Source organism: Streptomyces longisporoflavus (assembly GCF_014649775.1).
Classification (GTDB): Bacteria; Actinomycetota; Actinomycetes; order Streptomycetales; family Streptomycetaceae; genus Streptomyces; species Streptomyces longisporoflavus.
The window spans coordinates 377,442-389,925 of the sequence record NZ_BMTR01000005.1; the positions used below are offsets into that span (position 1 = coordinate 377,442).

Genomic DNA, 12,484 nt, shown 5'->3' on the forward strand with positions numbered 1-12,484 from the left:
CTGAAGGGTCAGTCGTGGGAGTGGAGAGGCTTGCCCGCGAGGGCCAGGTGAGCCTCGCCCATCGCCTCGTTCTGCGTCGGGTGGGCGTGGATGAGCTGGGCGACCTCGGCCGGCAGCGCTTCCCAGTTGTAGATCAGCTGGGCTTCGCCGACCTGCTCGCCCATGCGGTCGCCGACCATGTGGACGCCGACCACGGCACCGTCCTTGACCTGGACGAGCTTGATCTCGCCCGCGGTCTTGAGGATCTTGCTCTTGCCGTTGCCCGCCAGGCTGTACTTGAGGGCGACGACCTTGTCCGCGCCGTAGATCTCCTTGGCCTTGGCCTCGGTGATGCCCACGGAGGCGACCTCGGGGTGGCAGTACGTCACCTTCGGCACGCCGTCGTAGTCGATCGGGACGGTCTTGAGACCGGCCAGGCGCTCCGCCACCAGGATGCCCTCGGCGAAGCCGACGTGCGCGAGCTGGAGCGTCGGGACCAGGTCGCCCACGGCCGAGACGGTCGGGACGTTGGTCTGCATGTACTCGTCGACCAGGACGTAGCCGCGGTCCATCGCGACGCCCTGCTCCTCGTAGCCGAGGCCCTGGGAGACCGGGCCGCGGCCGATGGCGACGAGCAGCACCTCGGCGTCGAAGGTCTTGCCGTCGGCGAGGGTCACGCGGACGCCGTCCTGCGTGTACTCCGCCTTCTCGAAGAAGGTGCCGAGGTTGAACTTGATGCCGCGCTTGCGGAACGCGCGCTCAAGAAGCTTCGAGGAGTTCTCGTCCTCGACCGGCACGAGGTGCTTGAGGCCCTCGACCACGGTGACCTCGGAACCGAAGGACTTCCACGCCGAGGCGAACTCGACGCCGATGACGCCGCCGCCCAGGATGATCGCGGACTTCGGCACGCGGTCCAGGGTCAGGGCGTGGTCCGAGGAGATGATGCGGTTGCCGTCGATCTCCAGGCCCGGCAGCGACTTCGGCACGGAGCCGGTCGCGAGGAGCACGTGGCGGCCCTGGACGCGCCGGCCGTTCACGTCGACCGAGGTCGGCGACGAGAGCTTGCCCTCGCCCTCGATGTACGTCACCTTGCGCGAGGCGATGAGTCCCTGCAGGCCCTTGTAGAGGCCCGAGATCACGTCGTCCTTGTACTTGTGGACGGCCGCCATGTCGATGCCCTCGAAGGTGGCCTTCACGCCGAACTGCTCGGCTTCGCGTGCCTGGTCGGCGATCTCGCCGGCGTGCAGCAGCGCCTTCGTGGGGATGCAGCCGTTGTGCAGGCAGGTGCCGCCGACCTTGCCCTTCTCGATCAGGGCGACGTCCAGGCCCAGCTGCGACGCGCGCAGTGCCGCGGCGTAACCGCCGCTACCGCCGCCGAGGATCACTAGGTCGAAAACGGTGCTGGCGTCGTTCGCCACGTCACGTCCTCCATGCATGTGCGCCGTACGCCGGACCGCTCTTCCCGTGGGACGACCGGTCGGTCGGCTGGTATTCGGCCGCTCTTGTTTCGGCCCTGTGGTGGGGGCCCTGTCCTGCCGAGAACCCATCTTCGCACTTGTCGGCCGGAGGTGGGACGGCGGGCCGGGCTGTGAGACGTCTGATTCGCCACGTCCGGGCGTTACCCGGGCGTATGAACGTACGGATTTCGTCGAGGGCGAAATCGGACAGACGCGGCCCGGGGCCCGGACAGCTGAGTGTCCGGGCCCCGGCCCGCGTACGAGATATCAGCAGGTCAGCCGAGGTCGCCCGCGGCCGTGCGCTCCGCGAGACGGACCAGGGTGCGGACCGCGGTACCGGTGCCGCCCTTGGGCGTGTAGCCGAACGGGCCGCCCTCGTTGAAGGCGGGGCCCGCGATGTCCAGGTGCGCCCAGGTGATGCCCTCGCCGACGAACTCCTTCAGGAAGAGACCGGCCACCAGGCCGCCGCCCATGCGCTCGCCCATGTTGGCGATGTCGGCGGTGGGGGAGTCCATGCCCTTGCGCAGGTGGTCGGGGAGCGGCATCGGCCAGGAAGGCTCGCCCGCCTCCTCGGAGGCGTCGTGGATCGCGGCGCGGAACGCGTCGTCGTTGGCCATGATGCCGAAGGTGCGGCTGCCGAGCGCCATCATCATCGCGCCGGTCAGCGTGGCCACGTCGACGATCGCGTCGGGCTTGTCCTCGGAGGCCTTGGCGATCGCGTCGGCCAGGACCAGGCGGCCCTCGGCGTCCGTGTTCAGGACCTCGACGGTCTTGCCGCTGTACATCCGCAGGACGTCGCCGGGGCGGGTCGCCGAGCCCGACGGCATGTTCTCGGCGAGCGCCAGCCAGCCGGTGACGTTCACTTCGAGGCCGAGGCGCGCGGCGGCGACGACGGCGGCGAAGACGGCGGCGGCACCGGCCATGTCGCACTTCATCGTCTCGTTGTGACCGGCGGGCTTCAGCGAGATGCCGCCCGAGTCGTACGTGATGCCCTTGCCGACGAAGGCGAGGTGCTTCTTCGCCTTGGACGAGGTGTACGAGAGCTTCACCAGGCGCGGCGGGGCCTCAGAGCCGACGCCGACACCGAGGATGCCGCCGTAGCCGCCCTTGGTGAGCGCCTTCTCGTCAAGGACCTGGACCTTGATGCCGTGCTCCTTGCCGGCCGCGGAGGCGACCGCGGCGAAGGCCTCGGGGTTCAGGTCGTTCGGCGGCGTGTTGATGAGGTCGCGGGCGCGGTTGAGCTCCTCGGCCACGGCGACGGCGCGCTCGACGGCGGCCTTGTACGCCTTGTCGCGGGGCTTGCCGCCGAGCAGGGCGATCTCGGCGAGCGGACCCTTGGCGTCCTTGCTGTTTTTGCCCTTGGCGGAACCATTTTCCTTGTACGCGTCGAACGAGTACGCGCCGAGCAGCGCACCCTCGGCGATCGCGCCGGTGTCCCCGGCGTCCTCGGCGGGCAGCGCGAACGCTGCCTTCTTCGAGCCGGACAGGGCGCGCGCGGCGGTACCGGCGGCGCGGCGCAGGGCGTCGGTGCCGTACGTCTCGTCCTTCTCCGGCACCGTGCCGAGACCGACCGCGACGACGACCGGGGCCTTGAAGCCGGAGGGCGCGGGCAGCTTGGTCACCTCGCCCTCGCCGCCCGTGGCGCCGAGGGTCTCCAGGACGGAGGCGAGCTTGCCGTCGTACGCCTTGTCCACGGCTTCGGCGCCCGGAGCCACGACCGGCCCCTTGGCGCCCTTCGCGACGCCGACGACGATCGCGTCGGCACGCAGGCCGGACGCGGCGGCAGTGCTGAGAGTCAGAGCAGTCACGGTGGTGAATTCTCGCTTCCGTTGAGTTCTTGGCCGATGGGGTGGGTCGGCCCGGCCCGGCGCCGGACTGGAACGGGCCGAAAGGGCGCCGGACATGAGCCTACGCGCGTCCTGCCCGTTCGATCGTGTCGGCGTAGATTCATCCGTTCGTGGCGGCGCATTTATGTTTCGACATGGCGTGCCCTTGCGGACTCAGCCGAGGGCCAGAACCACAAGAGCCGCGGTGGCCGCGGTTTCGGCGAGCGCGCCGAAAACGTCGCCGGTGATGCCGCCGAAGCGGCGCACGCAGTGCCGCAGGAGAAGCTCGGCGGCGCAGACCGCGAGGACGACGGACGCCGCGTACCGCGCGATCTCGTACGTTCCCAGGGGCGCGGCGGCGATCGCGGCCAGCGCGGTGACGAGCGCGGTCGCGAGCAGGGCGGAGCTTCGGGGAACCGTTCCCGCCACCGCGGCGCCGAGTCCCTCCGGGCGGGCCGGGGGGATGCCGGTGCGTGCGGCCAGGGTGAGGGCGAGACGGGCCGCCGCCGCCGAGACGACCGCGGCGAGTGCGCCCCGGGTCCACGAGGTTTCGTACAGCTGGAAGAGGACGGCCACCTGGGCGAGCAGGGTGAAGAGCAGGGTGATGACGCCGAAGGGGCCGACGTCGGACTGCTTCATGATGCTCAGCGCCTGCTCGGCGGGCTTGGCGCTGCCGAGCCCGTCGGCGGTGTCGGCGAGGCCGTCGAGGTGGAGGCCGCGGGTGAGTACGGCGGGGACGGCCGTGCTCGCCACCGCAGCGAGCAGCGGGCCCGCGCCGAGGGCAAGCAGCGCACCGCCGAGCGTGGCCGCGCAGAGGCCCACCACCAACCCCGCCACGGGGGCGGCGAGCATCCCGGCGCGGGCGGCTTCGCGGTCCCACTTGGTGACGGTGACCGGGAGCGCGGTGAGGGTGCCGAAGGCGAAGCGGAGGCCGTCGGCGGGGGAGGTTCGGGGCACCGCGGAAGCGTATCCGGGGTCGGCGGAGCCGAAGCAGCCGCGGGGTGATCCGCCGCGCGGCGGCGAAATGCGGCAGGCCGGCCCCCGGCCCAGGATGGCCCCATGGCCGACTGGTGGTACCGGAACATCGTGGAGCCGGGGAAGCTGCCCCTCCTGCTGGCCCTGCTCTCCTTCGTGGGCTGCTTCCTCGTCACCAGGACCATCACGCGCCTCATCCGTGCGGGCAGAGGCCCCTTCCGGAACATCAGCTCGGGCGACGTCCACATCCACCACGTGGTGCCCGGCATCTTCCTCATGCTCGTGGGGGGATTCTGGGCGGTCGCGGCCGGGCGGCACAGTCTCGCCGCGATGTTCGCGGCGGTCTTCTTCGGCGTCGGCGCCGGTCTCGTGCTCGACGAGTTCGCGCTGATCCTCTATCTCGACGACGTCTACTGGAGCGAGCGGGGCCGCAAGAGCGTCGAGGTCGTGATGCTGACCGCGGCCCTGGTGGTGCTCGTGCTCACCGGTTTCACGCCGTTCGGCGTGAACGACCTGACGGCCGAGGAGCGCGACAACCGCGCGGGCCTGGCCGCGAACGTCGCCGTCAACTGCTGCTTCGCCCTGATCGCGCTGGCCAAGGGCAAGCTGCGTACGGCCCTGATCGGCGTGGTCGTCCCGCTGGTCGCGCTGGTCGGCGCGATCCGCCTCGCCCGGCCCGGATCGGCATGGGCCAGGCGCTTCTACCGCAACCGGCCACGCGCCCGCGCCCGGTCGGGCCTGCGCGCCTTCCGCCACGACCGGCGCTGGGCCGGACCGCGCCGCAGGCTTCAGGACTGGATCGGCGGCAGACCCGACCCGGAACTGGCCCGCCCGCGCCGCTGAAGCACCGCCGAGCAGGCGCAGAGGACCAGCACCGCGGCGATCGCCGCCAGATGCTCCTTGCCCGCGAGGTTGTTCTTGACGGCCACCTCGACGACCATCAGCGCGATCACGAGCCCCGCCGTGCACCACGCCCGGTAGCGCCAGCACACATAGACCGCGAGGCCGACCACCGCTGCGGAAGGACCGGTGTCGACGACCCGGGCGTCCGAGGCGGGCAGCCCCAGCGGATGGCCGGGCCCCCACTCGATGCCCACGCGCGCGTAGAGCGTGCCCGCGAGGGTGGCGGCGTAGCCGATGAGGAGCGTGCGCCGCCGGCCGACGCAGATCTCCGCGACGCCGAACACCAGCAGGATCTGCGCGAGCGCGCCCCAGACGGGCAGGTCGAGGGCGGGCACGAAGAGCGAGAACGGGGTACGGAGCAGGGCGAGCCAGAGCGGTTCCTCGGCCCGTACGGAACCGATGTCCTGCACGAACTGATAGCCCCACGGCTGGTTCTGGATGAACTGGAGGAGGGCGGTGAGGCAGACGGCGGCCAGCGTCATGGGCGCCGCGCCCCACCGCCGCTCGGCGATGCCGTCGCGCACGGCGGCGTACAGCGGGCCCCACTCGGCGCGCGCCAAACGGGTCAGCGGGCCCGCGTCCGGGGGACTGGACGGGGGGCCGGCCGAGGGGCCGGCCGGGGAACTCATCGTCGGGACTCCAGGTGCTTGCGGTGCAGCCACTTCGGCAGGCCCGGCGCCTCCAGGAAGCCCTCCGCGCGGGCCGACGCGATGCCGATGCGCGGCAGGTCCCCGCTCTTCTCGAAGAGAAGGAAACGGGGCTCCCAGATCGGGCGGTACTTCGCGTTGGCGCGGTACAGCGACTCGATCTGCCACCACTTGGAGAAGAAGGTGAGCAGCGAGCGCCACAGCCGCAGGACCGGGCCCGCGCCGAGCCGCGAGCCACGTTCGAAGACCGACCTGAACATCGCGAAGTTCAGTGACACCTGAGTGATCTTGATCTCTGCGGCACGCTGGAGCAGTTCGATGACCATGAATTCCATCAGCCCGTTCTCGGAGTCGCGATCGCGCCGCATCAGGTCGAGCGAGAGTCCGTGCGGCCCCCACGGCACGAAGGAGAGCACCGCTCTCAACTCGCCGTCCCCATCGGTGCATTCGAGCATCACGCACCGTCCGTCCGCGGGGTCGCCGAGCCGCCCGAGCGCCATCGAGAAGCCGCGCTCGGTGGCCCCGTCGCGCCAGTCGTCGGCGCGTTCGAGGAGGTACGCCATCTCGTCGGCCGGGATGTCCTCGTGGCGGCGGATCCGCACCTCGTAACCCGCCCGCTTGACCCGGTTGTACGCCTGACGGACCGTCCGCATGGCCCGCCCCTCCAGGGTGAACTCGGCCGTGTCGACGATGGCTTCGTCGCCCAGCTCCAGGGCGTCCAGGCCGTGCCGGGCGTAGATCGTGCCCGCCTCCTCGCTCGCGCCCATCACGGCCGGGAGCCAGCCGTGCTCGCGGGCGTCGGCCAGCCAGGGTTCGATGGCGCCGGGCCAGGCCTCCGGGTCGCCGATGGGATCGCCGGAGGCCAGTGACACGCCGCCGACGACCCGGTAGGCGACCGCCGCCTTGCCGCTCGGCGACCAGACGACGCTCTTCTCGCGGCGCAGCGCGAAGTAGCCGAGCGAGTCGCGCTCCCCGTACTTGTCGAGCAGCGCGTGCAGCTTCCGCTCGTCGTCCTCGGTGAGCGGGTCGACCGCCTTGCGCGAGCGGAAGGCCGCGTACAGGACGGCCAGGAGGAGAAGCGTGCTGAGCACGTTGATGGTGACGTTGACCCAGCCGGGCGTGGTGATGCCCTCGAAGCGCTCGTCGTCGGCGGCCAGCGAGACCAGACGCATGGTGCCGTAGCGCCAGCGGTCGAGGAACGTCGAACGGTAGTCGTCGTGCGCCCGGTTGGTGACGGCGACCAGGAGCGCGGCGATCAGCGAGGTCACCAGGAGCCCCCCGACGGCGACGGCCGCGGCGAGCCTCGGGTTGGAGCGGTCGCCCTTGGCGTAGAACTCCCGCCGCCCGACGATCAGCGAGGCGACGAAGGCGGCGGTCAGGACGAGGGAGATCCAGTTCTGCGGGTACCGGCGGATCTCCGGGAAGACCATCGCGAACGCGAAGAGCAGCAGGAAGAGCCCGCTGAGTACGAGGTTGAGAATCCAGGCGGCGCGTTTGCGGCGGCGCATCGTGATTGCCAGGAACATCGTGAACGCACCGGACGCGAAGCCCGCCGTGAGCAGATACGGCGTGAAGTAGTTCTCGGTGTTGTGCCGCCGCAGATCCTGCCCCAGGGAGACCCAGATCGCGCTCAGGAAGTTGATGAAGGTGACGGCGCGGAGGTACCAGACGCTGAAGGCCGCGGCGAGCCGCCGCCTACGCAGATCGCGTCGGCGCCCGGCGGCAGCGGATTGCTCATCTCCCATGAAAAGGGATCATATGGGGCTATGCCGGGCTGCCCTCGGCTGTCAGCGGCCGCGCCGCCGCCTACTACTCCGCTTCGTGCGCCGCCGCTGTCCCGTCCCCGGTCTTGGCCGCTGCCTCGTCCCCGGTCCCGGCCTCCGCCGTCGGCTCGGCCTTCCGTTCGGGCAGCTCCGCAGAGAGCGCCGCGGCGGCCCGCACCAGCGGCAGCGCGAGAAGTGCGCCCACGCCCTCGCCCACCTGCACGCCCTGTTCGAGCACGGGGTCGAGAGCCATCCGGTCGAGCGCCTTGGCCTGCGCCGGCTCCCCGCTGCTGTGCCCCGCGAGCCACCAGTCCGGCGCCCGGAAGGCGACCCGCTGGGCCACGAGCGCCGCCGCCGCTGCCACGACGCCGTCCAGGATGACCGGCGTACGCCGCACCGCGCTCTGCAACAGGAATCCGGTCATGGCGGCGATGTCGGCCCCGCCCACCGCCGCGAGCAGCTCCAGCTGATCCCCGAGGACGGGCCGCGCCCGCCGCAGCGAGTCCCGGACCGCCGCGCACTTGCGCATCCACGCGAGGTCGTCGATCGGGGCACCGCCGCGCCCGGTCACCACGGACGCGTCGGTTCCGCACAGCGCGGCGACCAGCGTCGCCGCGGGCGTCGTGCCGCCGACGCTCACATCGCCGAGCACGACCAGGTCGGTCCCGGAGTCCGCCTCCTCGTCGGCGACGGCCATCCCGGCGCGCACCGCGGCCTCGGCCTCCTCGGCCGTCAGCGCGTCCTCGATGTCGACGCGCCCCGAGCCGCGCCGCACCCGGTGCCCCGCCACCTCCGCGGGAAGAGCGTCCGGATCGCAGTCCAGGGCCACGTCGACGACCCGGACGGGCACGTCGAGGCGGCGCCCGAGGACGGCCACGGGGCTCTCGCCCGAGAGCACGGCACGGACGAGCTCCGCCGCACCGCCCGCGGGCCGCGCGGAGACGCCGAGTTCCGCGACCCCGTGGTCTCCCGCGAAGAGGATCACGCGCGGCCGCTCGATCGGCTTGACCGGCACCGACGACTGGGCCGCGGACAGCCACTCGCCCAGTTCGTCCAGGCGGCCGAGTGCTCCGGGCGGCACGGTCTGCCGCTCCCTGCGCTCCTCGGCGTCGCGGCGCATCCCGCCGTCGGGCCGCTCGATCAGGTCGGTGAAGTCGTCGAGATTCAGCGAGCTCATTCGCCGAACAGTACCGGCAGGGCCCGGCCCCGGATCAGAGGGCCCGGCAGCGGGCCCCGGCGCGCGAACGGCGGTGCGGCACGGGTCGCCTCCACGGTGTCGCTGCACCGGCTCAGCCCGCCCTTTACGTACGTTTATGTTCACTTACGTGCGATGAAAGGAGCCGGCCACGCCCATGCATGTCGCACTGGCCGCCGCTGCCCGGGCCCGCAAGGTCTTCGCCGCCCCGTACTCCACCCGCCGCCACCGGGCCCGCGCCCGCGCGATGGCCCCGTTCGGCGAGCCCGAGAGCTGGCTGGACATCGGCACCGGGTACGCGCACTTCCCCGCCGTCGCTCAGGAGGTGCACCCGTACACCGCCTTCGACGGCCTCGACGCGACCGAGTGCGTGGAGGACGGGCGCAGGGCCGGGCGGGTCGAGGAGGCGCATCTCGGGCTGCTCGCCGACCTGGCGCCGAGGCTCGCGGGGCGCTACGACGTGCTGAGCATGTTCCACTACCTGGAGCGCAGCGAGGACCCGCGCATCGAACTCATCGCCGCCCGGACGGCGTTGCGGCCCGGCGGCCATCTGGTGATCGAGGTCCCCGTCCCCGGCAGCCGGTACGCCAGGATCGTCGGCAAGGGATGGCTGCGGCCCGGCTCCCGTCATCTGCTGCCCGAGCCCCACCACCGCATCCCGCTCGCCGTGCTCCGGCGCGATCTCAAAAGCCTCGGCTACACCGTCGTGGCCACCGACCGGCGCGAGTCGCACATCCCGTTCGACCTGGCCGCCGGCATGGCTCTCGCCCTCGGCCGCGTCCGGGCCACGGCCCGTGTCGCCTCCCCGCTCCTCGCCGTCGCGGCCCTCGCGGACCGGATCCTGGCACCCCTGGTCCGCCGCACCCGCTTCTCCAACGCCTACCGGGTCATCGCCCGCAGGGGCCCGAAGCCCTGACCGGAGATCCGGCCGGGTACGCGGTGAGGTACCCGGCCGTACGGGTCAGCCGCGCAGAGTGAGCGCCTGGCCCGCGACGACCAGCAGGACGTGCTCGCACTCCGCCGCGAACCCCGCGTTCAGACGGCCGAGCTCGTCGCGGTAGCGGCGGCCCGACGCGGTGGCGGGGACGATGCCGGAGCCGACCTCGTTCGAGACGGCGACGACCGTGCGCCGGGTCGCGCGCACCGCGTCCGTGAGCTCGGCGACCCGCTTGCGCAGCGCCCTCTCGCCCCCGCCCGCCCACTCGTCGTCGTCCCACGCGTTCACCTCGTCCATGGCGTACGTCAGCCACAGCGACAGGCAGTCGATGAGCAGGGGAGGCCCGTCATCGGCGAGCAGCGGCACGAGGTCGCAGGTCTCGGCGGTGCTCCACGACCCCGGCCGCCGTTCGCGGTGGGCGCTGACCCGGTCCGCCCACTCGGAGTCGCCGTTCCTGGTCCCGCCGGTCGCCACGTAGAGCACCTCGGGGAAGGCTTCGAGGCGCCGCTCGGCCTCCACCGACTTCCCGGACCTCGCGCCGCCGAGGACGAGGGTGCGGCGCGGCACGTCAGGTACGTCCTCGTACGCGCCGACCACCAGCGTCGTTCCGTCCGGCACGGCCCGCGCACCGGCTGCCGCGAGCCTGCGGGTCAGCTCCGCACCCGGCGGCACCCCGTGGTCCAGATGGACGGCGACGACGTCCGTGGTCGCCCCGATCGCCCCCGCCGCCCGCAGCCGTGCGAGCCCGTCGGGCCGCCCGATGACATCGGCGACGACCATCTCGTACGCCCGCTGCCCGTCCGGCACCCCTGCGGGCGCACCCTGCGGCGGCAGATAAAGCAGCCGCTCGCCGTCGGGGCCCGTCACCTCGTACCCCGTGCCCGGATGGTCCATCGCCACCGCGCGCACCCGGTGTCCGGTGAGCAGCGCGAGCTCCCGCCCGTCGGGCACCCGGCCGGGCTGCGGCAGTCCCGCCGGCACCTCCACCGAGGGGCCGTCGTGCGGGTGCGAGAGCAGAACCTGGCGTACGCCGCCGAGCGAGTGCCCGGCGCGCGCGGCCGCGAAGGCGGCACCAGGGGTGAGGTCGAGCAGCAGGATGCCGTCCACCAGGAGCGCGGTGGCGGCGCGTGCGGCGCCGCCGAGCGCGGTCGCGCAGGCCGCGCAGGGGCAGTCGGGGCGGGGCAGGCCTTCGGGGGAGCCGGTGCCGAGCAGAGTCAGTTCCACGAGAAGATCCTCCCGCGTCGCCGCGAGCGCCGCTCGCCCGGCTAGGCTTCAAGCGGCTTCACACAGCTGTCGGACCATCGGGAGGCTGGCATGGCGGCATGGACGTGGCGGTTCGAGAAGGCGGACGGGACGGAGGTCCAGCCCGCTCTGACGCCCGAGGAGTTCACCACTCAGGGAGACGCGGAGTCCTGGGTCGGCGAGTTCTGGAAAGAGCTCGCGGACGGCGGCGCCGACCAGGTGTCGCTCTTCGAGGACACGACCAAGATCTATGGACCGATGAGCCTGCACGCACAGGACGCGGCGCAGGGGTGAGTGACGCCTAGAGGTAAGGGGCGGCCGCAATTGCGGCCGCCCCTTACGCCGTCCTACCGGTCGTGCCGGTAGTCCCAGCAGTTCCCGTCGTTCCCGTCGCTACATCTCGCCCAGCGTGAGATCGGCGGTCTTGTCGGAACCGTCGCGCGTGTACGTCACCTGCGCCTTGTCGCCCGGCTTCTCCCCGGCCAGCGCCTCGGAGAGCGAGGTGATCGTGCTGATCCGGGTGTCGCCCAACTTGGTGATGATGTCGCCGGCCTCGATGCCCGCCTTGGCCGCCGCCCCGCCCTCCTGCGCCTCGACGACGGCGACGCCCGCGGGCTTGTAGTCGTTGCCGAGGACCGTGCGTCCCGTGATGCCGAGAGCGGCCCGGCCCGAGTCGGTGACCTTGCCGTCCTTGATGATCTGGTCGGCGACGGTCTTCACCATCGAGGACGGGATGGCGAACCCGATGCCGGGCGCCGCGCTGTCGCCCATCTGCGGGTCGGAGGCGGCGAGCGTCGGGATGCCGATCACCTCGCTGTCGAGGGTCACCAGGGCGCCGCCACTGTTGCCCGGATTGATCGCGGCGGACGTCTGCACCATGTTCGCGATGGTGGCGCCGGTGGAGCCCTCCGAACGGGGCTCGCTGACGGTCCGGCCGGTGGCGGAGATGATCCCCTGCGTGACGCTGGAGGACAGGCCCAGGGGTGAACCCATGGCCAGCACGATCTGCCCGACCTCGGCCTTCGTGGAGTCCGCGAACTTCGCGGCCTTGAGCCCGCTCGGCGGGTTGTCGAGCTTGATGACGGCGAGATCCTGCTCGGGGTAGGAGCTGACGAGCTTCGCGGTCAGGGCCTGCTCCCCGGTGGCCGTCGTGACCTTGAAGGTGCGCTCCTTGCCCACGACATGGGCGTTGGTGACGACGTGGCCCTTGTCGTCGTAGACGACACCGGAGCCGAGGCTCTCTGAGGCGTCGATCTGGACGACCGACGGCAGGACGTCCTTGATCACCTGCTGGTAGTCGTCCTGCAGACCGCTGTCCGCCCTGGGCGCGGCCTGAGTGGTGGACTCACCGGTGCCTGAGCCGGTGCCTGAGCCGGAACCTGAGTCCGAGCTTGAGCAGCCCGCGGCGAAGAGCGCTGCGGCGAGGGAGGCGGTCACGGTGACGGCACGGATACGCGAGACAGTCATGCCCCGAGTGTCCCGTTCGACCCACTATGTCGCTCTGGGATACGGGGCAATCGGGTGGGTGGCCGGGAAAGAACCGCCGCGAGGCGGCGGTTC

At 71.9% G+C, this 12,484-nt stretch carries 11 protein-coding genes; 3 read left to right on the forward strand and 8 right to left on the reverse strand.

The window, feature by feature from the left end; all coding sequences use genetic code 11:
* Positions 1-8: 8 nt before the first annotated feature.
* From lpdA to IE226_RS13160, 3 genes are all read right to left on the reverse strand, one after another.
* Positions 9-1,397, reverse strand: a complete 1,389-nt coding sequence (lpdA, locus tag IE226_RS13150; protein WP_190081304.1) for a dihydrolipoyl dehydrogenase — start codon at positions 1,395-1,397, stop codon at positions 9-11.
* A gap of 314 nt (positions 1,398-1,711) precedes the next feature.
* A complete protein-coding gene (locus IE226_RS13155) occupies positions 1,712-3,244 on the reverse strand; it encodes a leucyl aminopeptidase (RefSeq protein WP_190081305.1) in 1,533 nt (510 codons plus the stop codon).
* A gap of 192 nt (positions 3,245-3,436) precedes the next feature.
* A complete protein-coding gene (locus IE226_RS13160; protein ID WP_190081306.1) occupies positions 3,437-4,219 on the reverse strand; it encodes an adenosylcobinamide-GDP ribazoletransferase in 783 nt (260 codons plus the stop codon).
* Between the two features lie 102 nt (positions 4,220-4,321).
* Here IE226_RS13160 and IE226_RS13165 point away from each other — a divergent pair, with 102 nt between their 5' ends.
* Complete coding sequence (locus tag IE226_RS13165) at positions 4,322-5,080, forward strand: hypothetical protein (RefSeq protein WP_190081307.1); 759 nt, start codon at positions 4,322-4,324, stop codon at positions 5,078-5,080.
* On the opposite strand, the gene IE226_RS13170 is transcribed toward IE226_RS13165, so the two are convergent.
* From IE226_RS13170 to cobT, 3 genes are all read right to left on the reverse strand, one after another.
* Complete coding sequence (locus IE226_RS13170; protein WP_190081308.1) at positions 5,026-5,769, reverse strand: hypothetical protein; 744 nt, start codon at positions 5,767-5,769, stop codon at positions 5,026-5,028. The genes IE226_RS13165 and IE226_RS13170 overlap by 55 nt on opposite strands.
* Positions 5,766-7,532 carry a phosphatidylglycerol lysyltransferase domain-containing protein gene (locus IE226_RS13175; protein ID WP_190081309.1) on the reverse strand — a complete coding sequence of 589 codons (1,767 nt, stop codon included), beginning with the start codon at positions 7,530-7,532 and terminating at the stop codon, positions 5,766-5,768. Before IE226_RS13175 ends, IE226_RS13170 begins: the two co-directional genes overlap by 4 nt.
* 64 nt (positions 7,533-7,596) lie before the next feature.
* Positions 7,597-8,727, reverse strand: a complete 1,131-nt coding sequence (cobT, locus tag IE226_RS13180) for a nicotinate-nucleotide--dimethylbenzimidazole phosphoribosyltransferase (RefSeq protein WP_190081310.1) — start codon at positions 8,725-8,727, stop codon at positions 7,597-7,599.
* A gap of 175 nt (positions 8,728-8,902) precedes the next feature.
* Here cobT and IE226_RS13185 point away from each other — a divergent pair, with 175 nt between their 5' ends.
* Positions 8,903-9,661, forward strand: coding sequence for a class I SAM-dependent methyltransferase (locus IE226_RS13185; protein ID WP_190081311.1), 759 nt, complete (start codon positions 8,903-8,905; stop codon positions 9,659-9,661).
* Between the two features lie 45 nt (positions 9,662-9,706).
* Here the strand turns inward: IE226_RS13185 and IE226_RS13190 are convergent, their stop codons facing one another.
* Positions 9,707-10,906, reverse strand: a complete 1,200-nt coding sequence (locus IE226_RS13190; protein WP_190081312.1) for a bifunctional adenosylcobinamide kinase/adenosylcobinamide-phosphate guanylyltransferase — start codon at positions 10,904-10,906, stop codon at positions 9,707-9,709.
* A 90-nt stretch (positions 10,907-10,996) separates the two neighbouring features.
* On the opposite strand from IE226_RS13190, the gene IE226_RS13195 reads away from it, so the two are divergent.
* Positions 10,997-11,218: a hypothetical protein gene (locus tag IE226_RS13195; RefSeq protein WP_190081313.1), complete on the forward strand. Its 222-nt coding sequence runs from the start codon at positions 10,997-10,999 to the stop codon at positions 11,216-11,218.
* Positions 11,219-11,317: 99 nt separating this feature from the next.
* Here the strand turns inward: IE226_RS13195 and IE226_RS13200 are convergent, their stop codons facing one another.
* Complete coding sequence (locus IE226_RS13200; RefSeq protein WP_190081314.1) at positions 11,318-12,391, reverse strand: S1C family serine protease; 1,074 nt, start codon at positions 12,389-12,391, stop codon at positions 11,318-11,320.
* Between the last annotated feature and the right edge of the window lie 93 nt (positions 12,392-12,484).